This window comes from Nocardia sp. CA-084685, from assembly GCF_050955785.1.
Classification (GTDB): domain Bacteria; phylum Actinomycetota; class Actinomycetes; order Mycobacteriales; family Mycobacteriaceae; genus Nocardia.
In genome coordinates, this window is sequence record NZ_CP192094.1 from 3,197,389 (window position 1) to 3,221,683 (window position 24,295).

General features: G+C 64.8%; 24 protein-coding genes. 10 read left to right on the forward strand and 14 right to left on the reverse strand.

Features of this window, described 5'->3' with window-relative positions:
* Positions 1 to 74 precede the first annotated feature (74 nt).
* Positions 75 to 1,787 carry a putative PEP-binding protein gene (locus ACQP2U_RS14620; protein ID WP_433715136.1) on the forward strand — a complete coding sequence of 571 codons (1,713 nt, stop codon included), beginning with the start codon at positions 75 to 77 and terminating at the stop codon, positions 1,785 to 1,787.
* 88 nt (positions 1,788 to 1,875) lie between these two features.
* Positions 1,876 to 2,079, forward strand: a complete 204-nt coding sequence (locus ACQP2U_RS14625) for a hypothetical protein (protein WP_433715137.1) — start codon at positions 1,876 to 1,878, stop codon at positions 2,077 to 2,079.
* A gap of 35 nt (positions 2,080 to 2,114) precedes the next feature.
* Here ACQP2U_RS14625 and ACQP2U_RS14630 read toward each other — a convergent pair whose 3' ends face one another.
* The 3 genes from ACQP2U_RS14630 to ACQP2U_RS14640 form a co-directional block, all read right to left on the reverse strand.
* Entirely contained in the window at positions 2,115 to 2,651 is a 537-nt protein-coding gene (locus ACQP2U_RS14630) for a DUF779 domain-containing protein (RefSeq protein WP_433715138.1), read from the reverse strand.
* Positions 2,651 to 4,174, reverse strand: a complete 1,524-nt coding sequence (gene adh, locus ACQP2U_RS14635) for an aldehyde dehydrogenase (RefSeq protein WP_433715139.1) — start codon at positions 4,172 to 4,174, stop codon at positions 2,651 to 2,653. The genes ACQP2U_RS14630 and adh overlap by 1 nt, the downstream gene beginning before the upstream one ends.
* A gap of 90 nt (positions 4,175 to 4,264) precedes the next feature.
* Complete coding sequence (locus ACQP2U_RS14640; RefSeq protein ID WP_433715140.1) at positions 4,265 to 5,557, reverse strand: transcriptional regulator; 1,293 nt, start codon at positions 5,555 to 5,557, stop codon at positions 4,265 to 4,267.
* Positions 5,558 to 5,832: 275 nt separating this feature from the next.
* On the opposite strand from ACQP2U_RS14640, the gene ACQP2U_RS14645 reads away from it, so the two are divergent.
* The 4 genes from ACQP2U_RS14645 to ACQP2U_RS14660 all read left to right on the forward strand — a co-directional run bounded on the left by ACQP2U_RS14645 (position 5,833) and on the right by ACQP2U_RS14660 (position 12,081).
* Positions 5,833 to 7,011 (forward strand): cytochrome P450, encoded by a 1,179-nt coding sequence (locus ACQP2U_RS14645; RefSeq protein ID WP_433715141.1) that lies wholly within the window; start codon positions 5,833 to 5,835, stop codon positions 7,009 to 7,011.
* 189 nt (positions 7,012 to 7,200) lie between these two features.
* Positions 7,201 to 7,656 (forward strand): SRPBCC family protein, encoded by a 456-nt coding sequence (locus ACQP2U_RS14650; RefSeq protein WP_433715142.1) that lies wholly within the window; start codon positions 7,201 to 7,203, stop codon positions 7,654 to 7,656.
* A 3-nt stretch (positions 7,657 to 7,659) separates the two neighbouring features.
* Positions 7,660 to 8,427 (forward strand): maleylpyruvate isomerase family mycothiol-dependent enzyme, encoded by a 768-nt coding sequence (locus ACQP2U_RS14655; RefSeq protein ID WP_433715143.1) that lies wholly within the window; start codon positions 7,660 to 7,662, stop codon positions 8,425 to 8,427.
* A 183-nt stretch (positions 8,428 to 8,610) separates the two neighbouring features.
* Entirely contained in the window at positions 8,611 to 12,081 is a 3,471-nt protein-coding gene (locus tag ACQP2U_RS14660) for a protein kinase domain-containing protein (protein ID WP_433715144.1), read from the forward strand.
* A 5-nt stretch (positions 12,082 to 12,086) separates the two neighbouring features.
* On the opposite strand, the gene ACQP2U_RS14665 is transcribed toward ACQP2U_RS14660, so the two are convergent.
* The 3 genes from ACQP2U_RS14665 to ACQP2U_RS14675 all read right to left on the reverse strand — a co-directional run bounded on the left by ACQP2U_RS14665 (position 12,087) and on the right by ACQP2U_RS14675 (position 14,613).
* Positions 12,087 to 13,832 carry a putative bifunctional diguanylate cyclase/phosphodiesterase gene (locus tag ACQP2U_RS14665; RefSeq protein ID WP_433715145.1) on the reverse strand — a complete coding sequence of 582 codons (1,746 nt, stop codon included), beginning with the start codon at positions 13,830 to 13,832 and terminating at the stop codon, positions 12,087 to 12,089.
* A 241-nt stretch (positions 13,833 to 14,073) separates the two neighbouring features.
* A complete protein-coding gene (locus ACQP2U_RS14670; protein WP_433715146.1) occupies positions 14,074 to 14,328 on the reverse strand; it encodes a hypothetical protein in 255 nt (84 codons plus the stop codon).
* Between the two features lie 3 nt (positions 14,329 to 14,331).
* Entirely contained in the window at positions 14,332 to 14,613 is a 282-nt protein-coding gene (locus ACQP2U_RS14675) for a YggT family protein (RefSeq protein ID WP_433715147.1), read from the reverse strand.
* 110 nt (positions 14,614 to 14,723) lie between these two features.
* On the opposite strand from ACQP2U_RS14675, the gene ACQP2U_RS14680 reads away from it, so the two are divergent.
* Positions 14,724 to 15,515 (forward strand): transporter substrate-binding domain-containing protein, encoded by a 792-nt coding sequence (locus ACQP2U_RS14680; RefSeq protein ID WP_433715148.1) that lies wholly within the window; start codon positions 14,724 to 14,726, stop codon positions 15,513 to 15,515.
* A gap of 274 nt (positions 15,516 to 15,789) precedes the next feature.
* On the opposite strand, the gene ACQP2U_RS14685 is transcribed toward ACQP2U_RS14680, so the two are convergent.
* From ACQP2U_RS14685 to ACQP2U_RS14700, 4 genes are all read right to left on the reverse strand, one after another.
* Positions 15,790 to 16,443: an IPT/TIG domain-containing protein gene (locus ACQP2U_RS14685; protein WP_433715149.1), complete on the reverse strand. Its 654-nt coding sequence runs from the start codon at positions 16,441 to 16,443 to the stop codon at positions 15,790 to 15,792.
* 162 nt (positions 16,444 to 16,605) lie between these two features.
* Positions 16,606 to 16,845, reverse strand: a complete 240-nt coding sequence (locus ACQP2U_RS14690) for a hypothetical protein (RefSeq protein ID WP_433715150.1) — start codon at positions 16,843 to 16,845, stop codon at positions 16,606 to 16,608.
* Entirely contained in the window at positions 16,842 to 17,090 is a 249-nt protein-coding gene (locus ACQP2U_RS14695) for a hypothetical protein (protein WP_433715151.1), read from the reverse strand. Before ACQP2U_RS14695 ends, ACQP2U_RS14690 begins: the two co-directional genes overlap by 4 nt.
* Positions 17,083 to 17,664 carry a DNA-directed RNA polymerase subunit beta gene (locus ACQP2U_RS14700; protein WP_433715152.1) on the reverse strand — a complete coding sequence of 194 codons (582 nt, stop codon included), beginning with the start codon at positions 17,662 to 17,664 and terminating at the stop codon, positions 17,083 to 17,085. Before ACQP2U_RS14700 ends, ACQP2U_RS14695 begins: the two co-directional genes overlap by 8 nt.
* A gap of 317 nt (positions 17,665 to 17,981) precedes the next feature.
* On the opposite strand from ACQP2U_RS14700, the gene ACQP2U_RS14705 reads away from it, so the two are divergent.
* From ACQP2U_RS14705 to ACQP2U_RS14715, 3 genes are all read left to right on the forward strand, one after another.
* Positions 17,982 to 18,860, forward strand: a complete 879-nt coding sequence (locus ACQP2U_RS14705; protein ID WP_433715153.1) for a helix-turn-helix domain-containing protein — start codon at positions 17,982 to 17,984, stop codon at positions 18,858 to 18,860.
* Positions 18,857 to 19,063: a DUF397 domain-containing protein gene (locus tag ACQP2U_RS14710; RefSeq protein ID WP_433715154.1), complete on the forward strand. Its 207-nt coding sequence runs from the start codon at positions 18,857 to 18,859 to the stop codon at positions 19,061 to 19,063. The genes ACQP2U_RS14705 and ACQP2U_RS14710 overlap by 4 nt, the downstream gene beginning before the upstream one ends.
* 61 nt (positions 19,064 to 19,124) lie before the next feature.
* The gene (locus ACQP2U_RS14715) at positions 19,125 to 19,331 is read left to right on the forward strand and encodes a DUF397 domain-containing protein (protein WP_433715155.1); all 207 of its coding nucleotides are present in this window, start codon (positions 19,125 to 19,127) and stop codon (positions 19,329 to 19,331) included.
* Positions 19,332 to 19,502: 171 nt separating this feature from the next.
* Here ACQP2U_RS14715 and ACQP2U_RS14720 read toward each other — a convergent pair whose 3' ends face one another.
* The 4 genes from ACQP2U_RS14720 to ACQP2U_RS14735 form a co-directional block, all read right to left on the reverse strand.
* Positions 19,503 to 20,246 carry a TetR/AcrR family transcriptional regulator gene (locus ACQP2U_RS14720; protein WP_433715156.1) on the reverse strand — a complete coding sequence of 248 codons (744 nt, stop codon included), beginning with the start codon at positions 20,244 to 20,246 and terminating at the stop codon, positions 19,503 to 19,505.
* Between the two features lie 11 nt (positions 20,247 to 20,257).
* Entirely contained in the window at positions 20,258 to 20,683 is a 426-nt protein-coding gene (locus tag ACQP2U_RS14725) for a hypothetical protein (protein WP_433715157.1), read from the reverse strand.
* A gap of 47 nt (positions 20,684 to 20,730) precedes the next feature.
* Positions 20,731 to 21,954: an oxygenase MpaB family protein gene (locus ACQP2U_RS14730; RefSeq protein WP_433715158.1), complete on the reverse strand. Its 1,224-nt coding sequence runs from the start codon at positions 21,952 to 21,954 to the stop codon at positions 20,731 to 20,733.
* 483 nt (positions 21,955 to 22,437) lie between these two features.
* Complete coding sequence (locus tag ACQP2U_RS14735; RefSeq protein ID WP_433715159.1) at positions 22,438 to 24,165, reverse strand: DUF3556 domain-containing protein; 1,728 nt, start codon at positions 24,163 to 24,165, stop codon at positions 22,438 to 22,440.
* Between the last annotated feature and the right edge of the window lie 130 nt (positions 24,166 to 24,295).

Consider the following 24,295-nt stretch of genomic DNA (forward strand, 5'->3'; position numbering starts at 1 on the left):
GTAGTCTGGATCACATCGAGCCGAGCTGAGTAATCGGTCGCACTCACTCGACATCGGCGTGGAGGAGGAATCGAATGTCCGGATCACCGCAGGCCGCAGGCCCCGCGCGGGTAGCGCGCAGTGCTATGACATTGCGCGGCACCCCGGCGGTGCCCGGAATCGCCGCCGCGCCCACCGTGCGCCCGGCGCCGCGGATCCGCGTGGACCTTCGTTCCGACCCGGTCGCCGAGTCCGATCGGGCATTCCAATACGAGGCCTTCCTGGCCGCGACATCGGTGGTTGCCCGGCGCTTGCGCGAACGCGCTGCCCGTGCGACCGGTGCGGCCGCGGAGGTGCTCGCCGCGAATGCCGCCATGGCCGCCGATCGCGGCTGGCTCGGCGCCGCCGAAAAATTGATCACCGCGGGCAGTCCCGCCGCCGTCGCGGCGGCCGCGGCAACCGATCAGTTCGCCGAGGTGTTCACCAAGCTGGGTGGGCTGATGGCCGAACGTGTCACCGACCTCCGCGATGTATGCGACAGGGTGATCGCCGAATTGGCTGGAGCGCCCGAACCGGGCATTCCCACGCCGACCCGGCCATCGATCTTGCTAGCCGAGGACCTCGCCCCGGCCGATACCGCCGGTCTGGACCCGAATCTCATTGTCGGCCTCGCTACTTCGCGCGGCGGCCCGACCAGCCACACCGCTATCATCGCCCGCCAACTCGGCATCCCGTGCGTGGTCGCGATCGCCGGACTCGACGATGTGCCCGCCGGAGTCGAGGTGCTGATCGATGGCGCGGCCGGACAGGTCGCCATCGGTCCGGACCCGGAAACCGCTGCTCGCGCAGTCGCCGAGTACCGCACGCAAGAATCGCGCACGGCGGCTTGGACCGGTCCGGGCGCGACCGCCGACGGACATCGGGTCGAAATTCTCGCCAACGTCCAGGATGGGGCCGGAGCCCGCGCGACGCGCGCACAACCGGCCGAGGGCATCGGACTGTTCCGCACCGAATTATGTTTCCTGGACCGCGAATCCGAGCCGAGCATCACCGAACAGGCGGGCATCTATCGCGAGGTCTTCGATGCCTACGACGGGTCGAAGGTGGTGATCCGCACGCTCGACGCCGGATCGGATAAACCACTGCGTTTCGCCGACCACGCCAATGAGGCGAACCCGGCGCTCGGTGTGCGCGGCATCCGGATCGCCGCCCATGACAGCGCAATCCTGGACCACCAACTCGACGCGATCGCCCAGGCCGCCACCGACCGCACGCCGACACCGTGGGTCATGGCCCCGATGATTTCCACTGCGGCCGAGGCGAAGTCGTTCGCCGCCAAGGTACGAGCGCGCGGATTGGTCCCGGGCGTCATGATCGAGGTTCCTGCCGCCGCCCTACTGGCCGAGGCCATTCTGGAACATGTCGATTTCCTGTCGATCGGCACCAACGACCTCGCCCAATACACCATGGCCGCGGATCGCATGTCCGCCGACCTCGCCGCACTCACCGACCCATGGCAACCAGCGGTCCTGGCACTGGTGGCGCGCACCGCGACCGCGGGAGCGACCGCGGGCAAGCCGGTCGGGGTCTGCGGTGAAGCTGCCGCTGATCCGCTATTGGCCTGCGTCCTCGCCGGATTCGGCATCAGCTCACTCTCCGCCGCTGGTGCCGCTGTAGCCGCGGTAGGCGCCGCGCTGGCCGCGGTCACCCTGGAAGACTGCCGCCGCGCCGCAGCCGCCGTCCTGTCGACCTCCGATCCGGACAGCGCTCGCGCCGCCGCTCGCGCCGTCCTGCGGCCCACCGAATGATCGGCGGTCGTGTTTGCTGGATGCGTCACTTCGTGACCCGGCAAAACTCGGGCGAAACGGTCAGGGGTGTCGGTGCGATCTGGTGTATATGGCCACCGACACCGTGAATCTCGCCGAGCGACGTCACGCGATCCGACGACTCCTCGCGGTCTGCCACGTAGTCAACAAGCTGGTAGAGCTAGCCGAGACGGAATCGTCCGAACCATTGATCGCGCAGGCTCACACCACCCGCCGGGTACTCCAGGATCTGGTGCTCGATCTGGTGGCGATCGAGCCGCACACCGAAGCCTGAGCCGGAAGCGGCAGGGCCACAGCAAAAGTTAGCTGTCAAACCGAGGGGCGCGTTCCCGGGACCGGGCAGGCATCGGCTGCCTCGGCGACGACCTGCGGTTCGCTCGACGCCGCAGGACGTTCCCCGCGCTCCCAGCCCGCTCCCGTCACGGGTTCGATCGCGGCCAGCGCAACGAGCTCATCGTCATCGAAAACCCGTCCGCGACTGAGGAATCGGAAACCTTCCGGCGATTCCAGACTGAAGCCGGAACCGCGACCCGGCACGACATCGAGGACGAGCTGGGTGTGCTGCCAGGCGGCGAACTGCGGTCCCGAGATCCACACCGGCGCAAGGTCGTCCGGCTCCGGGGCGGAAGCTGGCACCTCGTCGACCAGCAACCGCAGATCGAGCAATCCGAGCAGTACATCGTGATCGCCGATGATGAATTCACCTGCGGGATAACACATCGGGGCCGATCCGTCACAGCAACCACCGGACTGGTGCAGCATGAGCGGTCCGTGCCGCCCGCGGAGGCGACGGAGCAGATCCATCGCCGCCGCGGTGGCGCGCACGCGCCGGGGGACTGCGGCCATCAGAAGAAGCCTTGCGCCTTCGACGCATAGCCGACCAGCAGGTTCTTCGTCTGCTGATAGTGGTCGAGCATCATGCGGTGGTTCTCGCGGCCGATACCGGACTGCTTGTAGCCGCCGAATGCCGCATGCGCCGGATACTGGTGGTAGGTGTTGGTCCACACCCGTCCGGCCTGGATATCGCGTCCGGCGCGGTAGGCCACCGAACCGTCGCGCGACCATACGCCCGCGCCGAGTCCGTAGAGGGTGTCGTTGGCGATCTTGATGGCCTCGTCGTAATCCGCGAACGATGTTACCGAGACAACAGGTCCGAAGATCTCCTCCTGGAAGATCCGCATCGAGTTGCTGCCCGCGAAAACCGTTGGCTGGACGTAGTATCCGCCGGACAGATCGCCGCCGAGATCGGCGCGCTCGCCACCGGTCAGCAATGTCGCGCCCTCACCCTTGCCGATTTCGAGATAGGACAGGATCTTTTCGAGCTGATCATTGCTGGCCTGTGCGCCGATCATGGTTTCGGTATCGAGCGGATCGCCTTGGCGCACAGCCTTGGTGCGCACCACCGCGGCCGCGAGGAATTCGTCGTAGATATCGGCCTGGATGAGCGCGCGCGAGGGGCAGGTGCAGACCTCCCCCTGGTTCAGCGCGAACATAGTGAAGCCCTCGAGCGCCTTGTCCTGGAAGTCGTCATTGGCGGCGAGGACGTCGCTGAAGAAAATATTGGGGCTCTTACCGCCGAGTTCCAGCGTGACTGGGATCAGGTTCTGCGATGCGTACTGCATTATCAGGCGACCGGTGGTGGTCTCACCGGTGAAGGCGATCTTCTTGATCCGCGGGCTGGAGGCCAGCGGCTTACCCGCCTCGACACCGAAACCGTTGACGATATTGAGCACCCCGGGTGGCAGCAGATCACCGATCAGGCCGATCAGGAACATGATCGAGGCGGGAGTTTGCTCGGCGGGCTTGAGCACGACCGCGTTACCGGCGGCGAGTGCGGGCGCGAGTTTCCAGGTGGCCATCAGAATCGGGAAGTTCCACGGAATGATCTGCCCGACCACACCGAGTGGCTCGTGGAAGTGATAGGCCACGGTGTCGGCGTCGATCTGCGATAGCGAACCCTCTTGTGCGCGAATGGCACCGGCGAAGTAGCGGAAGTGGTCGATGGCCAGCGGGATATCGGCGGCCAGGGTTTCCCGGATCGGCTTGCCGTTGTCCCAGGCCTCCGCGAGGGCGATCGCGTCCAGGTTCTCCTCGATGCGGTCGGCGATCTTGTTGAGGATGACCGCGCGCTCGGCGACCGAGGTCTTGCCCCAGGCGGGTGCGGCGGCGTGCGCGGCATCGAGGGCCAGTTCGATATCCTCCGCGGTGCCCCGCGCGACCTCGCAGAACGGCTGACCCGTTACCGGCGTTGGGTTTTCGAAGTACTGCCCCTTGACGGGCGCGACCCATTCGCCGCCGATCCAGTTGTCGTATCGCGTCTGGAACGACATGGCGGCGCCGGGTGTGCCTGGGCGGGCGAAGACGGTCATCGAATGCTCCTCGATCTGCTGACTTCCTATGTCAGGTGTGATCCGGAACACTAGAAGCGTCCATGTTGCACGACAGTTGCAAGAAACTGGTCAGATGCCCAATTTGCGGTCGAGCAGTCGTAATTGGGTCTTCACCTGGGCATACAGCGACGATCGTCGGTCCAGGGAGGAGAGGTAGGCGGTCCAGGCGGCAACGTCCTCGCGACCCTCGGCCGAACCGGTCCAGCGGGCGAGCAGGCGGCGGTCACCGGCCGTCAGCAGGGCCGCGCGCAGGCGTCCGCGCAATTCGACGCGCAGTTCGTTGATGCCCGGTGCGAGCGATCGCGGCAGGATCGGGCCGGGATAGGCGCGCAATGCCGCCGACGTATCGCCGCGCGCGAGGGCCCGCCGCACCTCGTCGACATCGGTATCGAGATCCATCAGCAGCCGATATGGACGCGAACCGAGACCATTGGCGCCCAACATCTTTCGCACCCGCGACATCTCCGCGCGCACCGTCACCGGATCCAGCTCGGATTCGTCGAGCAGCATGGCGAGATGGTCGGCACTCAGTCCCTCCGGGAAGTTGGCCAGCAGCAAAAGGATTTCGGCATGCCGCTGCGATAGGCGGATGCGCTCACCATCGCGGATCAGGGTCGGCCGAGCCGGGCCGAGTACCTCGAGGCGTGAGGCCGTCGACGCGAGCGGTTTCGGCGCGTCGAGCATCAACAGGCGCAGTTCGGCTTCCGCGGCCGAGACCGTCGCGCGGATCAGCGACAACACCTCCGGTGCCGCGACACGCGGTCCGCCGGTGATATCGATGGCGCCGATGATCCGGTCACTGCGCGGATCATGTACGGGCGCAGCGGAACAACTCCATTCGTGCACCACGCGGCTGAAGTGTTCGGCACCGAAGATCTGCACGTGGTGATCGAGGGCGAGCGCGGTGCCGGGGGCATTGGTGCCGACCCGGTCCTCGCTCCAGTCCGCGCCCTCGACGAAATTCATGGCCAGCGCCCGGTCCTTGACCTTCGAATCGCCCTCCACCCACAGCAATCGGCCCTCGGCATCGCTGATCGCGACGAGCAGTCCGGCATCGGCGGCGTCTTCGACCAGTAGTTTGCGCACCACCGGTCGGATCAGCGCGGTCGGATGCGTGGCCCGATACCGTTGCAGCTCTAGGCCATCGAGGTCGACACCGGCGCCGAAGCGGTCCGGGTCGACGCCGTTGCTGAGGCTGCGTCGCCACGAATCCAGCACCACCGGGCGCACCGGATCACTCGGCAGCCCCGCGTCGCCTTCGATGAAGCAGCGATGCGCACAGGACACCTGTCGCGCCAATTGCGCGAGGTCATCCTCTGGTCGAACGGCCACCCAGGGATTGCCGTGCGCTGCTGTGCTCAATCGGTGTCCTTCGTGTCGGCCCCTATCCACTGTAATGCCCGTCACATGTTGTATGGCCAAGGGTGGTGGCGCTCGATACGCGCCGACCGAGTCGCCGACGTAGGCTGAGTCTGCTCTGCGCAGGCGCACGGATGCGCCTGCGGTCGCGCACCATGCTCATCGCTTCTGCACAACGACTGGAGTCACGTCTCTTGACCACGCCAGAGTCGGCAACCACCACCACTTGCCCGTTCCCTGTCGCGCACGGATCGCCGATCGATACCGATGGCCCCCGAATGTCTTTGTTCTCACCGGAATTCGCCGCGAGCCCACACGAGGCGTACCGCGAGATGCGCAAGAAATACGGTTCGCTGGTGCCGGTGGAATTGGCGCCGGGTGTACCGGCGACCCTGGTGATCGGCTACTACACCGCACTGCAGATCCTCAATGATCCCGACCATTTTCCGCACGATTCGCGAAACTGGCAGAAGGGTGTTCCCGAGGACTGCCCGGTGCGTCCGATGCTCGAATGGCGTCCGGCGGCGATTCGTTCCAGCGGCCTCGAGCACACCCGCTACCGGGAGGCGACCGTGGCCGGTGTCGGTCTCGTCGACCTGTTCGCCTTGCATTCCACCGTGGAGAAGATCGCCATTCCGCTGATCAACACTTTCTGTGAGGACGGTACGGCGGACCTGGTCGGGCAGTACGCATTACCGCTGTCCTTCGCGATGATCAATGCGATGCTCGGTTGCCCGCAGGAGATCGGCCAGCGTGCCGCGACCGGCATGGCCGCCCTGATGGAGGGTGCGGAGGCCGCCGTCGAGGGCAACAAGATGGTCATGGATGCCATGTTCGAGCTGGTCTGTCTCAAGCGCGACGAGCCGGGCGAAGATATCGTCTCCGGGCTGCTCGCACATCCGGCGAAGCTCGACGATCCGGAGATGATTCACCAGGTCCTGAGCCTGTACGGCGCGGGTATGGAACCTACACAGAATCTGATTGTCAATACGCTGCGACTGATGTTGACCGACACCCGCTTCGGTGGCGGCATTCTGGGCGGCACCCTGTCCACGCGCGATGCGTTGGACGAGGTGCTGTTCACCGATCCGCCGCTATCGAACTACTGCATCACCTTTCCGAAGCAGCCGGTGCTGATCGAGGGTTCATGGTTGCCCGCGCACCAGCCGGTCGTCATCAGCATGACGGGCTGCAATAACGATCCCGCGATCACCACCGGCGAGTACACCGACAACAGTTCGCACCTGGCGTGGAGCGTCGGCCCGCATGCCTGCCCCGCCCGCAATATCGCGACCCTGGTCGCACAGGACGCGATCGATCAACTACTCGACGCCATCCCGGAAATGCGGCTGGCCGTCTCGGTCGAAGAACTGGAATGGCGACCAGGTCCGTTCCACCGCGCGCTGGTCGCGCTGCCGGTCACTTTCCCGAAATCCCCTCCGCTGCAAGTCTTCTGACGCGCCCTGCAGTAATGCGGTGCATTTGCCGCAGCTGGCTCCAGCGGTGTCCCGATCGACGTCGTGCGCGGTGCGTCCTACCGTCACGAGCGCACGTTGCTGACGATCGGGCACCCGCCGGAAGCGGAGAATCCGCTCCCACGGATCGAAGATCTGGCGGGAGTCGGGTTCGGATGCTTCGATCATGGCATGACCTATGACAGCGAGGTGCCACGCATTGTCTCCGCCAGCCGCGAGATCGCGGCCGGGGCGGCGGAAATCTTCGAGTTGATCGCCGATCCCGCGCAACAGCCGCGATGGGACGGCAACGACAACCTGGCCGAAGCCCCGGCGGGGCAGCGCGTACGGAAGGTCGGCGAGGTCTTCGCCATGACAACCACCAAGGGGCCCATCCGCGAGAACCACATCGTGGAATTCGAAGAGGGCCGCCGGATCGCCTGGCTACCAGCGGAACCGGCGAGCGAACCGCCGGGTCACCTGTGGCGCTGGGAGCTCGAGCCGGTGGACGCGGTACACACTCGGGTCACGCATACCTACGACTGGTCCCGATTGAACGACGAGAACCGGCTCCCACGCGCCCGCGCCACCACGCCGGACAAGCTGCAAGCGTCCGTGGACCGACTCGCCGCCATCGCCGAAGGGTAGGCATTGCTGCCTTTCGACCAACTCTGTGCCGAAATCCCGAGGCAGACCGGCACACTCGCATCGCTCGCCGAGGATTTCGATCCGACGCTTCCGGTGCCGGACTGTCCGGGATGGAACCTCGGACAGCTGCTGCGGCACATCGGCGGGTACCACCGCTGGATGGAGACGATCGTGCGCACCCGCGCCGCGGAACCGGTCTCGGACGCACAGTTCAGCGATCTGTCCGACTATCCGAGCGCGGTCGTGCCGTGGCTCACCGAAGGCGCCGCCCGGCTGGCCGAAACCCTGACGACGGCCGGGCCCGAGACAAAGGTCTGGACGCCGGGTCCCGGTGGCACGACGGTCTTCTGGGCGCGGCGCGCACTGCACGAGGCGGTGGTGCACGGCTGGGATGCCGCGGCGGCGGCAGAGGCCGAGCTCGACGTGCCCGAAGATGTCGTGGCAGACGGCTTCGAAGAGTGGCTAGAGGTCGCCGCCGCGCCGGAAGCCTATGAACCGCAAGACGGTCGGTCCGGTTTGCTGGGGCCGGGGCGGCGGCTGTCGTTTCACACACCGAACCACGACTGGCTCGTCGATCTGACCGGCTCGGCGCCGACCTGGCGTCGCGCCGACGAACCGGCATCGGTGGTGGTGCACGGTAGTGCCGCCGATCTCCTTCGGTTCGTCTACCAGCGCCCGGCCCTGGGCAGGCTCGAAATCAGCGGCGACAGTGCCCTGCTCGACCTGTGGCGCGAGCGAACCGGATTCTGGCTCACCGAGGACGGATCGTGACACAGTTCGCCGACCGGTAGCCTCGGGAGTGCGCGGCGCGAATAGTTCCGGCGATCCGGACATTAGGCCACCAGGATCACCCGCACCGCAGGAATTGCGGCGGCATGCTACCGAGCGCGGGCGGAATCGTCGCAACGGGAATATGCTCGAAGTAGCTGGCTGGTAGTTGTAATCGGGGTCGTCGTGTCGCATATCGATCCGCTTTCCACGCAACGCGACCTCACCTCAGGGTTCGCGGCAGAGCTGACCGCTGCCGGATTCACCGATGCCGCCGAGATCGGACGTGGCGGATTCGGTGTTGTCTATCGGTGTGCCCAGCCCGCGCTCGAGCGCATGGTGGCGATCAAGGTGCTCACCGCCGATCTGGAATCGGAGAATCTCGAGCGCTTCGTCCGCGAACAACTCGCCATGGGTAAGCTGTCGGGCCATCCCAATATCGTCGGCGTCTTCGAGGTGGGCTCCACCACGACCGGACGTCCCTACATCGTGATGCCGTACCACCCGCACGGCTCCCTGGACACCCGCATCCAGGAGCATGGGCCGATCGGCTGGCAGGATGCGCTGCATATCGGCGTGAAAATCGCGGGCGCACTGGAGACCGCGCACCGGCGCGGCCTGCTGCACCGTGATGTGAAGCCCGGCAATATCTTGCTCACCGAATACGGTGAACCACAGCTGGCCGATTTCGGCATCGCCCGGTTGGTCGGCGGTTTCGAGACCACCGCGGGCACGATTACCGGTTCACCCGCTTTCACCGCGCCCGAAGTGCTGCAGGGGCATGTTCCCGACGTGACCTCCGATATTTATAGCCTGGCCTCGACTCTGTTCTGCGCCAGCACCGGTCACGCGGTCTTCGAACGACGCAATGGCGAGCAGTTGGTCGCCCAGTTCCTGCGCATCACCAAACAGCCGATACCGGATCTGGGGGAGGCGGGCCTGCCTCCGGACGTGACCGCCGCGATCGAAGGCGCGATGTCGCGTGAACGCGCGCAACGGCCCTCCAGCGCAGGCGAATTCGGTGAGCAACTGCGCCAAATCCAGGAGCGGCACGGTCTGCCGCCCGACGACATGCCGGTTCCGGTGCCTGCCGCCGAACCCGTCGGACATCGGCCGTCACCAACGCCCACCTCCGGTCGCCGCCGCACCTCGGCGACGTCATCGACCATCACCCCGCCCGTGCCCGCCACCCGCTTGCGGCCACCGGTGGCCAATCGCCCACTGGTCGATCGCCAGCGCCTGCTCGCACTGCTGCGAGACGGACGCAACCGCAGGCTCGCGGTCATCCACGGCCCCACCGGATTCGGCAAAACCACTCTCGCCGCCCAATGGTGCGAGGCGCTGACCGCCGAGGGTGTTGCGGTGGCCTGGCTGACCGCCGACCACGACGACAACAATGTCGTCTGGTTTCTCTCGCATCTGATCGAAGCCATTCGCCTCGCGCGCCCCTCGCTGGCGCGCGAACTCGGCGAACTGCTCGAGGAGCACGGCGATGAATCCGAACGCTATGTGTTGACCTCGCTGATCAACGATATCGATCGGCGCGGTGAGGACCTCGTCGTCGTCATCGACGACTGGCACTGCGCCACCGACCCCGCCACCACTCACGCACTGCGCTTTCTGCTCGAAGGATGTAGTCCCACATTGCATCTGGTGGTTACCAGTCGTAATCAAACAGGGCTGCCCATGAGTTCGATGCGAGCCCGCGACGAACTTGTCGAAATCGGCCCCCGCGCATTGCGTTTCGATGTCACAGAGGCGTATTCCTTCCTGGTCGAGCTGGGCGGACTCGAGTTGGATCGCGCCGATGTCGAGGATCTCACCGAATCCACCGAAGGCTGGGTCGCCGCACTGCAACTGGCGGCACTGTCCCTGCGCGGCAGTGACAATCCCGGCGAGTTGATCAGCCATCTGACCGGCCGCCATCACGCGATCAGCGAATTTCTGGTGGAGAACGTTCTGGACACCCTCGAACCCGGAATCCTCGACTTCATGGTGGCGACCTCGATCACGCAGCGGATCTGTGGTGAACTCGCCTCGGCGCTCACCGGTGCACCGGACGGGCAGGCAATGCTGAAGCAGATCGAACTCCAGGATCTGTTCCTGCGCAAGCTCGACGACGGCAATTGGTTCCGCTATCACCACCTGTTCCAGGATTTCCTGCAGCAGCGGCTGGAACGCGATCGGCCCGAACGGATCACCGAACTGCATCGTTCGGCTTCGAGGTGGCTGGCCGAGCATCGACAGGTCAGCGAGGCTGTCGATCACGCCCTGCTGGCCGGGGACGAGCAGCGGGCCATCGAGATAGTCGAGCGGGACGGGATGTCGCTGCTCGAATACGGGCAGTTCGCCAGTCTCATCGGTCTGGTCAACAAGCTGCCCGCCACCATCATCGAAACGCATCCGCGGCTGCAATTGGATCTGGCCTGGGCGAATATTCTGCTGCACCGGGCCGCACCGGCCGAACGCGCACTGCGCCTTGCGGAATCGACGCTGAACCTCGGTGAACTCGACGAAGCCGACACCGCGCGACTGCGGGCCGAGGCCGGTGTGCTGCACGCGGTGGTCGCGGTGCGCGCGGATGTGCTGGCCGGAGTCGACGACCTGCTGGCGCCCTGCTTTTTCCGGGCCGAGGAACTGTCACCGTATGTGGTGGCGATCGGCGCGAATGTCGCGACCTTCGCCGCGGGCTATCGCTACGACTTCGAGGAGGCGCTGCGCATCCAGGACTGGTCGGCACCGTATATGCGCCAGAACAAGGGCTTTTACAACAACATTCACGGCCTGTGCTTTCTCGGGCTGGCCGCGAGCCTGCAACTCGATATCGCCAGTGCGGAGCGGTACTTCCGCAAGGCGATGAAGGTGGCCAAGCAATCCGGCGGCAGCCATTCCTACGGCGCGCGGTTGGCCGGATCCCTGCTGGGCGAATTGCTTTATGAGCGTGGGCAAGTCGCGGAAGCCGAGCGGCTGCTCGATGACGGCTACAAGTTGGGGCCCGAGGCCGGTGTCGTCGATTTCAAATTGGCGCGCTATGTCGTCGGGGCCCGCATCAAAGCATTGCGCGGGGATCGCGCGGCCGCGATTCGCAGATTGAACGAAGGTGCGCGGGTGGCCCGTTCGATGTCGTTACCGCGACTGGGCGCCGAGGTGGAGAACGAGCGGCTGCGACTCGGATTGCCGCCGCATCCGGAATTCGGTCCGCTACCCGTGGTCGAATACGGAGATCGCCGCGAGCCGGTCGATCCGATCGACGAATTCACCGTACTATACGAGGAATTCACCGCGATCCGGCTGCTGCTCGCCGCGGAAACGCCGGAAAAGACCGAACTCGCCTGCGCATGGGCGCGGGAATGGGTGGATCTGCTCGAAACAGTCGAGCGGCCGAGGGAATTGCTGAAGGCGCGCCGAATGCTGATCGCCTGCCTCGCCGCCGCAGGCCGCATCGATGCGGCAAAGACCCTGTTGGCAACGGTTACCGCCCAGTGTGCCGAACTCGGATCGGTCCGCTATCTGCTGGACGGGGGACCACACGTGGTCGCCACACTCGCTGCCGTATACGAAGACCAGCTCGCTGGTCGTTGGCGCCCCGAATGGCCCGATGTGCCAACGGAATTCTTGCTCGCGTTGGTCAATGCGCAGGCGGCGCAACGAATCTGAGATCGTCAGCGGGACAGTAGTTCGGTGATCTCCTCCACCGGCATGGGACGGTGGAAAAGCCAGCCCTGTGCGCTGTCGCAGCCGAGCGATTCCAGCCGCTCAGCCTGATATCGCGTCTCGACGCACTCCGCGGTGAGGGTGAAACCGAGGGCATGGATGAGTTCGATAATGGATTCGAGCACCAGCAGATCGGTGGCACCGGGCGATTCCGGGGTGCGGATACAGCGGATGAACGGTCCTGCGAGTTTGACGACATCGAGCGGCAGTTGGCCCAGGTAGGCGAGATTGGAGTAGCCGGTACCGAAATCGTCTATGGCGATGCGCACACCGGCCTCGGACAACGTGCGCAATGCCTGCAGTGGGCGACCGGTGGTGTGCATGAATGCCCGCTCGGTCAGTTCGAGTTGTAGCTGATCCGGCGGGATGCCGGTCTCGCCGATGACATCCTGTACCCGGTCCAGCCACGTCGGATCGGCGACCTCGGCGGCGGAAACATTGACGCTCACGATTGGCGTCCGGCCGGGAAAGCGGTCATGCCAATCCCGACTGTCGCGACACGCGCGCTCGAGCACCCGCGCGCCCAATGCGCCGATATGGCCGTTGTCCTCGGCGAGGTCCACGAATTGCGCCGGCGCCAGTACGCCGAGTTCCGGATGCCGCCAGCGCACCAGGGCCTCCACCGCGATCATCCGCTGGTCGGGCAGGGCGACGATGGGCTGGTAGTCCAGAAATAGTTCGTCGCGGAGCAGGGCGGCGGGCATGGCGGCCGAGAGTTCGGCGCGGGTGTGTTCGCGGCGGCCACGATCGGCATCGAAGACCGCGTAGCGACCGCGACCGGCGGCCTTGGCCCAGTACATGGTGGTATCGACGGCCTGCAGGAGTTCGTCGGCGGTGGTGTGCTCGGTGCGTCCCGCCATGACTCCGATGCTCGCGGTGACGGTGAGGTGGTGACCGTCGATATCGAACGGTTCAGCCACGGCCTCGAGCATTTGCTTCGCGAGGGTGGTGACGGTTTCGCCGGATTGCGGGACCAGGGTGACGAATTCGTCGCCGCCCATACGCGCCACCAATTGACCGGATCGGGTGCACGCACGGAGGCGGTCGGCGACCTGGATGAGCAGTTGGTCGCCGAATGCGTGTCCGAAGGTATCGTTGACGAGTTTGAAATGGTCGAGGTCGAGATAGCAGAGGCCGAAGTCGGCACTCGGATCGGCGAAGGCGGCGGCGAGTGCGTCGATGAATTTCGTCCGATTCGGCAGGCCAGTGAGGTGATCGTGGTGGGCGCGATATCGCAGCCGCGCCTCACTCGCACGCAACTGTTCGGCGACCGCGCGCCGGGCGGCGATTTCGGCGGCGCGGACGCTTTCCTGTTCGGCGAGCAGCCATGCCCGGAATGCGCGGATATACCCATTCGTGAAGGCGGCGAGCAAATCGGCGAGCCGCTCCGCCGTGATGGTGCCCGTTTCGGTGAAATGCGCGGTGAGCGCCGCGATGCTGCCCCCGAGCACCTCGTCGCCGACGCAATGCGACCGCGCCAACTCCGCACCCAACTCCGCCACTCGACCGGCAGATTCTGTTGGCTGCATTGCGTTTTCGAATTCCATAGCCAGCCGCGTCAGCAGCGCGCGCGCCTCACCAGCACTCATCGGTACCACTTGATCACGCGCCCCACCTGTCAGCGCGGCAGTCCAGCGTCCGGTCAGGTCGCTGCCCGAGCCGTCTGCTGAACCGGGCCCGGCTTCCCAACCCATGAGGCCCGATCATACAGCGCATCCGGTGACCGATGATGTTGGGAGACACCGCCGTTCCCGGTGGGGTTCGGGTCACTCGCACGACGCGGAACATGCGCGATCGGGCAACGGATTCGCCGCCGTCTAGGGGCGGGTGCGATAGCCGTCTAGGTGATCGACGGCGACCCGAATCGAGGGCACAATTCGTGCGGTGGCGCGGGCTCTATGCCCCGGCCTCCACCCGCAACCGCATCGCTTTCGATCACGAGCCGGAGGAGCTCTCGTGGCAGCGCTGCAGCCATCCGCCGCCGTCACCGACCCGACGATATTCGAGATTCGCGACCGCGTGGCCCAGTGCGGCCAGCGCCTGCGCTTCCGGCCGGGCATGTGTGCGGTCGAACTCCGCGCGCCAGAATCCGCCGTGCGGCACCACCACGAGCGGTGCCGGACCGTCCGCGGCGGGCAGGTACAGGTCGGCCACCTGGTCGCGGTGTGGGCCGTAGGCGATGGGTTCCATCGCTTACAGGCTGAAGAAGATCTGACGCAGGACCAGGGCGACGATGAACACCACGGTGAACGCCAGGTCGATCGACAGTCCGCCCAGCCGGACCGGGTGCAGGTACCGGCGCACCGGGGCGATCACCGGTTCGGTCGCGCTGTGGCTCAGGTCGCGGGCGCGATTCACCCACTCAGGGTGCCTGCCATCGGCGAGCACCCCTACCCAATCGAGTACCAGCCGGGCGAGTAGCAGCAGGATGAATACCGTCAGGGCTAACCCGAGCAAGGTTCCGATAAGGCTCATGTCGAACTCCTTCGTGGGTGGCCAACATCAGTATCAACGGTCGGCACCGGCTGGGAAGTGTCCCATTCGCCGGGTTCTCAGTCGACTATCAGGTCGGTTAGCCTGTCTCGATGCGCCGACCGCTCCGATATCTGCCGATAGCCGTCCTCTCGACCCTGAGCTGGCTGCTCGCCACCGGGCCCGTCGCGACCGCGCAGGAGCCGTCGCACCTGATCACCGTGCAGCAGTCCGGCGTACTGCGCGTCTGCACCACCGGCGACTACCCGCCCTATACCCTGCGCGAAGACGACGGCACCTACTGGGGCGTCGACATCACCCTCGCGACCGACCTTGCCGCGACCTTGCATGTTGTCCCGCAATGGATTCCGACCACCTGGTCCACCCTGACCGACGACTTCCTCGCCCGCTGCGATATCGCCGTCGGCGGTATCTCCGACACCCCGGCCCGCCGCATCGTCGCCGACTTCTCCATCCCAACCTCCATCGACGGCAAGACCCCCATCGTCCGCCGCTCCGACGCCGCCGACTACGCCACCGTCGACCAGATCAACCGTCCCGAGGTCCGCGTAATCGTCAACCGGGGCGGCACCAACGAGGCCTTCGCCCGCACCAACTTCCCCGCGGCCCAACTGACCATCTGGCCCGATAACCTCACCATTTACGACCAGCTCGAACAGCACAACGCCGACGTCTTCGTCACCGACTCGGTCGAGGGCCGCTACCGCCAACGCACCCACCCGACCCTCCAGGTCCTCCATCCCGACACCCCTTTCGACTCCGCTCCCAAGGCCTACCTCCTGCCCAAGGGCGACACCCTCTTCAACACCGTGGTCAACACCTGGCTCGAATCCGAAATCCGCACCGGCAGAAGCGATCAGCTGCTCGCCGACTGGATCGGCTGATTTCGAGCGCGAGCTCCGGTCGTTCGGAATGCACATTCGGGCGTCGAGCCGAGTCGAATGGCGGTTCCGGATACTCTTGGGCCGTACCGCCATTCGACTCCGGTCGATGGATGCCCCGCCACTTCGAGACAAGACATGGACCTCGGATTTCGTGGCCGATTGTGTGTTGTGGATGGGAAAGGTGCGGGGGTTACGTCGCCGTACAGGCGATTGTCCCCGGCCGACCAAGCTTTGGCCGGGGACAACGGGCGGATAATCAGCTGTCCTGTTGAGCTCAAACGGCGACGCCGAATGCGCCTCTGAGACCACCGGCGACCAAGGTGGGGTTCCCGCCACTGATCGGCGCGGACACCACCCTCAGGTTACCGCTGTCGGCGATGTAGAGCCTTCTGCCGGAAACCTTGACATCGGTCGGGCCCGACAGACCGCTCGCGGCCAGGCGGCTTTCCTGGCCACCGTTCGGCGGCACCAGCGGGGTGACCGCGCCACCGGTCGTCGGCACCGATACCACCCGGTTGGCCGCGTATTCCGCGATGTAGAGGGTGTTTTCGACGCGGGCGATACCCATGGGTTGACTCAGGCCGGTCACGACGGGGGTTGCCGTGCCGCCGGCGGCCGGAATCGAATACACCGTGTCTATGCCATCGCTGACATAGATGAGGCCCTGGGCAGGAGTGTCATAGGTGTAGGGCATTGGGTTGCTCGTGCCGTCGAGCAGTGCGGCGACGGTGACGTTCACGGTGCCGGTTCCCGGCGGGACGATGGCCGTGATCTGGGTATTGGAGTCGATGGTGAAGGTCGTTGCCGTCGTGCCGAAAACCACGGTCAATGGACCGACGTTGGCGAATCCGGAGCCGGCGATCACCACGGAGTTGAGACCCGCTTCGGGGCCGGAGGAGGGGGTGAGTGAAATGATTTGGGGTGCCATCGTACGCCTTCCTAACGGCGGCAGGATGAGAAATAGTTGTGCTGCAACGGATCTTGTCGCGAGCCCGCTATATCAAGTAACTCTCCGAGGAGGCGCCTCGGCAATGAATCCGCGGTCCGTTTTCGTGCGGTTTCGACCTGGCCTGTCCACAAGTCGGAGCCGTCAACGGATCGGTGTCTCACCTCCAGGCTCGAGATAGAGCCTCTCGCACGGCAGTCGTGGATAGCCGCTGGTGTCGCCGAGGTCCATAGTCACCGCATCGGCGTAGTGGCGTGCCCGGTATTCGCGCACGAAGACCAGGGCGGCGGTCAGGCAGGCGGCGAAGTCGAATCGTGCTCCGTGCAGGAATACGCTCAGGTGCACGTCGGGCTCGCCCGGGTTGGGGGAGATGTTCGCGCTCATGGTGTTTCGCGTCCTTCGACACCGATCGGAAGACCATCGATCCCATCCTGCTCGTCCAGGTCGTCGTAGTCGGTGCACCAACCGTCCTCGTCTACCTCGACTATTCCGGTGGTCAAGTGACACAGCGCGACACTGTCGACCGGAGCGATCGCCAATTTCTCGGACGTCTGCTCGTGAAAGACCTCGAGCAGCGCCGCCACCGATGGCGCGATCTCTGTGTTCGGTTGCGGCGCGGCCTCATTCATCGAAGATCACTTCGATGGCGTTGCGGCCGTGGTCGGCTCCGCGCCGCGCGGGTCGATACGGCGCTGAGCATGCGCGGATCGCGTCGACCACGACAAGCCCGGACGGCCGGAATGTGCATCGGGGTGGTTCGATCCAGCGCCGGAACTGCGCGCCCTTGTCGGTCGGTGACGGCAGCGCGACGGTGCCACCGGTTCGCACCACCGACACGTTCAGGCGGAACATCTCGGCGAACAGGCGCACGTCGTCTGGGATGTCCGGTCGAACGAGCAGCGTCCACCGGTTCGAGCGTGGATGCGACAGGATCGGCCCGATATCCGAAGCGCGTTGCTGCATGCAGCTTTTCACCGCTTGGCCGAGCTGGGTAGGCAGGATGAGCGCCCAAACGTGCTCGGCCTTCATGATGATCCGCCCGAGGTGCGGCGGGTCGACGGTCGCGGGCAGATCGCACACCCGCCGGTAGAAGTGACAACGAGACAACGGGGTATCGCCAAAAGCTATGTGGTCCATCGGTTCAGGCCCCTTGATCGGGTTGTTCAGTGCGGGCTTGGTCGGGTTGCCACTCGCATAGGGCATTCAGGTACCGCTCGACAACATCAACAGGTAGATCGATTGCGAGTTCTGCAGGCGGGGCGACGGGCGGCGTCCGGTGCGGCAGTTTTGGGTTCGACATCGTGACCCCTCGGTACGTCGGCTAGGGTGCGCCCAGCCCTGAAAACTCCTGGAAGGGAAGAGTTATCGCTGCGGGCGCACATCCAGTGCAGCACCACGACCGCACACTTGGAACGTTCCCAGGCGAATTTTCGTCAATGAATCTCCGAGATTCCAACGCGCCGTTCAGACTGGTTCCTAGACGAACGAGAGTTGTTAGCAACCCTTTGGAGCCGAACACTATGACTACTGGTTCGACCCTTCCGCGTCGGATACTTGCCCGCCTGCTGAAGGACAAGCGAGAAGCGGCTGGAATCGGTCCCGACGCTGCCCGTCGAGCGATCGGGGTATCGAAGCAGACATTCTGGCGGATGGAGACCGGGCAACCGACTCGGATCAATCCGTTGTTCATCACGCATCTCGCCCAGATGTATGGGCTTGATGACAAGACGACTGACGTGCTACTGGGGCTGACCGAGGAATCGCAAGGTAAGGGCTGGTGGCACGCCTACGGGGACACGATCCCGAAGCACTTCGATCTCTACGTCGGCCTCGAAGATGCCGCCAAACGATTCAGCGCCTATCAGGCGACGCTACTTCCGGGGCTACTGCAAACGGCGGAATACCGCCGAGCGGTGATCTGGACCGAGTATCCAGCGATGCCCACCAACGAGGTCGAGCGCCGCATCGAAATCCACACTCGCAGGGTCGAGCGCTTGCGGAGTCGAACCAACCCACTCGAAGTAAACGTCCTGCTGGAAGAGTCGGTATTGCGTCGTGTCGCAGGCTCACCGGAAATCATGGCTGCTCAGCTGACACACCTGATAGAGATTGGCCGACTCCCCAACATCTCGGTCCGAGTCGTGCCGCTGGCAGCTGGATTGCACAAAGGCACCAGCACAGGATCTTTCATCCTTCTCGAGTTCCCGCGCCACCCGACCGCGCAGCTAACAGAGCCGCCGGTGGTCTACATCCAAGGAATAACAGGCTGTCTGTACCTAGAGAAAGCGGACGAGGTCGACCAATACCGAGACGCCTATGCTGGGATCCAAGGCGTAGCACTGGATGAGGGCGAAAGCCGTAGGCTCATCCTCGAGATTGCAGAGGAGTTGACCCGGTGAGTGTCGATCTGTCGGGGGCGCAATGGTTCAAGAGCAGCCGGAGTTCGGCTAACCAAGAATGCGTAGAAGTTGCGTTCCTCGGTAGTGGCATGATCGGCGTCCGCGATTCCAAGAATCCGACCGGCGCAGCGCTCGTATTCGCTCCGGCCGAGTGGGATGCGTTCACCGCTGGTGTGAACGATGGCGAGTTCGATCGGCAGTAGCGCCGTAGACTGCGCTACTGAGCCGCAGACTCATCCTCCAGATTGCAGAGGAGTATGCCCAGTGAATGTTGACCTGTCCGGCGCTGCGTGGTTCAAGAGCAGCCGAAGCACCGCGTCCAAGGATTGCGTGGAAGTCGCACACCTGGACGGGGGTGTGGTTGGCGTCCGCGACTCCAAGAATCCGACCGGCGCGGCGCTCATATTCACTCCGGCCGAGTGGGATGCGTTCACCGCTGGTGTGAACGATGGCGAGTTCGATCGGCCGTAGCACCGTAGACTGCTCTATGGGGCGTGCTCGAGCCGCAGCGCCCCAACTCAGAAAGCCCCTCAGCTGCCCCTTGGCGCTGAGGGGCTTTCGTGTGGCCGTGGGTGTCGAATTTTGTTGTGGGTCAACATGATCAGGCCGGTGGGGTCGTGATGATCACGCATCTGCGCCGAGTCAACCCCCGGAGACGGCGCTGTCACGGGTAGGTCGGTTGTCGCGGTGTTTCGGGGGACCAGTCGGCGCTTCGAGCATAGGGACGAGGAATTGGCGCGCGATCATGGCGAGTTGCTCGTCGTCGTCGAGGTCGACAACCTGGCTCGGGATCGCCAGGAACGAGGCGCAGATGCGGACCATCAGCTCGGCGACCAGATCGGTGCGCAGGTTCGCGGAGATGGTGCCGGCACGCTGCTCTTGCCGGAGTTGGTTGGCGACGAACTCTCGGACCATGGCCACCGCTCGTCCGCCATCGCCGATCAGTGAGCTGACGAAGTGGTCGGGTTCGGTGGTGATCAGCGCGCCGATCAGCGGGTTGCCGCGCAGGGCGCGTAAGGAACTCACGAAACCGAGCACGACGCGATCGGCGGGGTTGTCGGCGGCGGCGACGTCGACCAGGAACGTGTCGAAGTAGCGCCGGAATTCGCGCAGGATGACATGTTCGACCAGCACGTCCTTGGTGGCGAACCGGCGGTAGACGGTAATGCGTGACACGCCCGCCTGCCGGGCGACGTCCTCCATGGTCGACCGCTGGGTACCCCACCGCCGGAACTGCTCGCCGGCCGCGTCGAGGATGCGCGCGCGGATGCGATCGGTGTCATCGGTCTGTTCGACGGCCTCCCGGTACGCCCGTTCGATCAGTGATTTCCCGGCCTCGGATGGGTTCGCGGGCAGCGCGGATTCCACGGCATCCTCCTGCGGCATCTCATTCCGCGTCAGTCGTCCGACTGCGCCGCCATCGCGCTCCTGCCTGATTGCGTGGCATTTTCCCCATCGTCGATGGTATGCAGGTATGTTAGCTGTTTCTTTGCATCGGCGGTTCGCCATGGGGAGTGCAGGTTTCGGTGACCGCGCTGGCCGCTCGAACCAGCGCAGGGCACTGCCGGGACAGAGTTCGATGGTCTCGGCGGCCAGTGCGGAATCCACACCGGCCTCGCGCGGAAAGGCATAAACCCGGTGGCGTCGGCGTCAGTCGCCAGGTGCGCGGCAATCCCGCTGGCTGCGGCGGTCCTGCTGACCGTGGCGGTCCTGCCGACCGTGGCGGTCCCGCCGACCGTGGCGGTCCCGCCGACCGTGGCGATCCCGCCGACGAGTCCGGCCGAGATGTCACGAACCCGTGCGAGGTTCGAGCTGTTCTTCATCGGTCGTTCCTTCGCGGGTGTCCACTGCGGCCGGCGGGGGCCGGTTGTCAGCGGTTGGTCAGGGGGATTTCGATGCTCAGCGGCATCCGCAGTTCGGCCATGTACCACATGGTGAACTGACGTAGGAACTCGTCGAACATCCAGTACGGAGCATCGGCCCCGGGGGCCACCGACAGCACGCCTTCCCGGACCGCGACGAATGGTCCCCAAGCGACTTCCAGCAGCGGGCTCCAGACCGGTTCCCTGGGGATGACGAGCCAGTCGGCGACCTTGTCGCCCAGAATGAATCGGGTGAACGCGCCGAGGATGCCCCGGCTGAGCAGGGTCAGGTCGAGATCGGCGCCGAGGTTGAGCAGCTGGTTGGCCAGGTCGTTGCCCTCGGCGGTCGGCGCGAGGATGGGGTCGAGCTGCTGTTGGGCCTGCGCGTTGGCCTGCTCCCAGGTCGACGGGATGTATTCGTCAGCGATGCCGAGCAGGTGCGCGGCCAGCTGCCAACTGTGCAGGTAGCCTTCGGATTCAGCGGCCGGGATGGGCAATTTCCATGCGGTGAGGGTCCGCATGATGGTGGTGGCCAGGCTGTGCCAGGTGACCATCAGGTCGTCCTGGCTGATCGGGGTGACACCGGCGGGCCAGTGCGGTGACTGCGGCAGCAGATGCCGCACGGACGCGTGGATGATCCTGGTCTTCACGCAGGTCACGACCATCTCACCGCCGTCTCCGTAGGCGTTGACCGCGCCGATGTCGTACCCGAATTTCGCAGTCTTGGCGATGCGTTCCTTCAAATGCGATCCGCCGCGTGAGTAATACACCGCGAGCGCCTCGTGCGGGATGACCGTGGACATCATGCCGCTGGCGAAGGCGTAGAGCACGCCGAGGTACGTTCCCCGTTTCTTGTAGAACTGGAAGGAACTGGCCAGCTTGCCCTGGTCGGTCCACGCGGGCAGCTGCCGAGCGTATTCGATGAAGTCGGCCAGTCCTTTCGGCAGGCCAACGGGCAGGGGCTGGTCGTTGTAGATCCAGGTCGCCAGCAGCCTGTTGATCTCGGGCACATCGGCGTGGTCGATGACATCCGCCAGCACCGAATCCGCTTCGGGGTCCCACACTTTCATCGGATCGGCGCCCCCGCCGCTGCCGACCACCGAATCGGCGGGCGACCACTTCCATGGCTCCGCCCTCGCGGTGCGGGCGGTCAGCGCCATCGCGCCGACCACGCCCAACAACCCGCCACCTGTCCGCAATGCGTCGCGCCGGCTGAGACGGTGTGCATCCATGCTAGGTCCTCTTCGTCGAGCTGATATAAAGACACAACGGATGTATCTGTGTATCTTCGATGACACCACACCGTGATCGCCATCACAACCAATTCGCAAGGATTTCCAATGATCAGAGCACCGCCATCGCACGAGAGCGCTAGCAACAGTTGCGGCGCAACAGGTTTCGTCATCCTCGACCCTTGGTCGCCAATCGCGAGAAAAGGCCCTGACTATGAATCTCTATGTCGTGATCCAGAACCTCCTCAACCGCCTGGACCTCGGATCTGCTGGAAGCAGCGCACCCGTCGTCCTCCCGTTCCTTTCGAGCTACATCAGCGCCTGAAAGTCGTTGTGGACTCGACGTCCCGGCTGGTGAATGGGAAGCTCGGCGGACCCACGAACCCCCGATCGGCCCGCCTCGGCGTCACGGCCACTTGCTGTTCGAGCCGAGGTCGGTTTCGGCTGTACCTCAGCCGGCGCGACGCTGCGGGACTTCTTCGATCAGCGCCGGTTGGTGTGGGTGACGTGCACGGGAACGTCGTCGGCCCACGGTTGGCGGGTGACCATATCGGCGACATTTACTGTGCCGCGCTCGAATTCGCCGGTGGCGGCATCGACCAGGCGATACGACTGGGTCTGTTTGTGGAGGGGTTGGGCGTCGAGGAGGACTACGCGGACTTCGCCGGGTTCGAAGTGGCAGCGCTCCTGCATGGCGGTGATGAGTTGTTCGTTGTGCAGGTGGCCGTCGCCGAAATTCCAGCCGACGGCGGTGCTGCAGATGCGTTCGCCGTCGGTGAGGGTGTATTCGTCCTCATGGCCGGATGGCATCGCTCGGTGCGCGAGCGTGAACAGGGCGCGGCCGTGGGTGTTCATGGCGCGGAAGGCATATCCCATGAACATCGGGATCTGGGCTCGGTCCTTGCCGTAGAACCGTTCCAGTTGGGCCTGCGGCATGCTGGCGATCGCGACGATGCCGCGGCCGATCTTCTCGGCGGCCGATGGCTTGATGCACCACATCGTGGTGTCCCAGTTGCCCGCGTAGTAGCGCATGCCCGGTAGGAACGAAATCTGGTGCGGAAAAAGGTTTCCGGCGACCACGATGCCCGCGATGACGAGAATGAGCAGTGCCACGGGCACCGGATATCGCAGATCGCCGAGTCCGAGATCGGCATGCGCGACGAACAGTGCGAGTACACCGAAGATCATGAAAACGTTCCACTCCAGCGGAACACCCATCGGAATGGCCGTCAGGATCGCCAGGTGGAAACACACCATCACGAATGCGGCCGCCGCCGTCAGCCAGCCTCCGTGAGAGAAGAACAGCACCAATGGAATACACATCTCGATGACAGTGCCGCCGTGCGCGAAGATGCGCGACAGCCGGCCCGGCCGCAGATCGTCGGGGAAGTTCTCGAAGAACTTGCGCTTGAGCGACTTACCCCGGAATACCGGGCTATTGGACATCATCGTGGAAACCACGAACGGAAAGTGCTTGTTCAGCTTCGATGTCGCCGCACCCATCCAGATCACCACGAAGACCAGCTTCGCGGCGACGATCATATCGGCAGCGAAGAGGAAGGTGACGGCGAGCGTGGCATAGACCTCGCCGCGCGCAGCCAGGAATATCACCTTGTCGCGCAACCCGATCAGCGCCAGCAGGCCGAGGATCACCGCGATCTGCCACACCGCAAGCATCCCGACCGTCGTATCCAACTCCGGCACTGGACCGGTTCCGTTGGATAGCAACGCGATCGTGGTCATCACCAGCAGCGCCGCGTACAACGCGATATCCACCGATGAGCGGCTGGTCCCCTTCGTCAGCGGAACGACCGCGGGCCACGGTGGCAGCCGAATAGTCTTGGGTCGCAGCCAATACAGAATCGACCCCATCGGCGGAAAGAACCTGTTGTTCAGCGGACCGAACCCGCATCCCAGCCCGACCACCTCGAACAACAGCGTATACAGCACGACCTTTTCGAAGACGATCGGCTCCGACCACCACGCGTCGACGTTCGTGAATCCATCGATCCCCTTGGTGGACAACGCGAACAGCCAGCCCCCGAGAATATAGAGACAGACCTTGGCGACATAGAACAAGTGCAGCGCGACCGGCGTCCCGAATCCCACCTCGGCCCAGTGCCGCGCCATCGGCCGGATTCGCTCACTGCGGGTGCCCTTGCTCCACTCCGCCATATCGACCACGGGCAGGTCGGGTTCGAGAAACCCCATAAAGCACGCTCCGATTCGCCGACACCGGAGCATCAAGCCGAATCACGGACCCCGATGTTCTCCGATACGCTGACAGCTCGACCATTCGCTGTCAATCGTCGCTTCCGACGTATCCGGCGCTGACCACGAT

Bases quoted from the DNA above. Each gene is read 5' to 3' on its own strand.
- ACQP2U_RS14620 (WP_433715136.1), top strand. From the start codon at position 75: ATGTCCGGATCACCGCAGGCCGCAGGCCCCGCGCGGGTAGCGCGCAGT.
- ACQP2U_RS14625 (WP_433715137.1), top strand. From the start codon at position 1,876: ATGGCCACCGACACCGTGAATCTCGCCGAGCGACGTCACGCGATCCGA.
- ACQP2U_RS14630 (WP_433715138.1), bottom strand. From the start codon at position 2,651: ATGGCCGCAGTCCCCCGGCGCGTGCGCGCCACCGCGGCGGCGATGGAT.
- adh (WP_433715139.1), bottom strand. From the start codon at position 4,174: ATGACCGTCTTCGCCCGCCCAGGCACACCCGGCGCCGCCATGTCGTTC.
- ACQP2U_RS14645 (WP_433715141.1), top strand. From the start codon at position 5,833: ATGTCTTTGTTCTCACCGGAATTCGCCGCGAGCCCACACGAGGCGTAC.
- ACQP2U_RS14650 (WP_433715142.1), top strand. From the start codon at position 7,201: ATGACCTATGACAGCGAGGTGCCACGCATTGTCTCCGCCAGCCGCGAG.
- ACQP2U_RS14665 (WP_433715145.1), bottom strand. From the start codon at position 13,832: ATGGGTTGGGAAGCCGGGCCCGGTTCAGCAGACGGCTCGGGCAGCGAC.
- ACQP2U_RS14670 (WP_433715146.1), bottom strand. From the start codon at position 14,328: ATGGAACCCATCGCCTACGGCCCACACCGCGACCAGGTGGCCGACCTG.
- ACQP2U_RS14675 (WP_433715147.1), bottom strand. From the start codon at position 14,613: ATGAGCCTTATCGGAACCTTGCTCGGGTTAGCCCTGACGGTATTCATC.
- ACQP2U_RS14680 (WP_433715148.1), top strand. From the start codon at position 14,724: ATGCGCCGACCGCTCCGATATCTGCCGATAGCCGTCCTCTCGACCCTG.
- ACQP2U_RS14685 (WP_433715149.1), bottom strand. From the start codon at position 16,443: ATGGCACCCCAAATCATTTCACTCACCCCCTCCTCCGGCCCCGAAGCG.
- ACQP2U_RS14690 (WP_433715150.1), bottom strand. From the start codon at position 16,845: ATGAGCGCGAACATCTCCCCCAACCCGGGCGAGCCCGACGTGCACCTG.
- ACQP2U_RS14695 (WP_433715151.1), bottom strand. From the start codon at position 17,090: ATGAATGAGGCCGCGCCGCAACCGAACACAGAGATCGCGCCATCGGTG.
- ACQP2U_RS14700 (WP_433715152.1), bottom strand. From the start codon at position 17,664: ATGCCCTATGCGAGTGGCAACCCGACCAAGCCCGCACTGAACAACCCG.
- ACQP2U_RS14705 (WP_433715153.1), top strand. From the start codon at position 17,982: ATGACTACTGGTTCGACCCTTCCGCGTCGGATACTTGCCCGCCTGCTG.
- ACQP2U_RS14720 (WP_433715156.1), bottom strand. From the start codon at position 20,246: ATGCCGCAGGAGGATGCCGTGGAATCCGCGCTGCCCGCGAACCCATCC.
- ACQP2U_RS14725 (WP_433715157.1), bottom strand. From the start codon at position 20,683: ATGAAGAACAGCTCGAACCTCGCACGGGTTCGTGACATCTCGGCCGGA.
- ACQP2U_RS14730 (WP_433715158.1), bottom strand. From the start codon at position 21,954: ATGGATGCACACCGTCTCAGCCGGCGCGACGCATTGCGGACAGGTGGC.
- ACQP2U_RS14735 (WP_433715159.1), bottom strand. From the start codon at position 24,165: ATGGGGTTTCTCGAACCCGACCTGCCCGTGGTCGATATGGCGGAGTGG.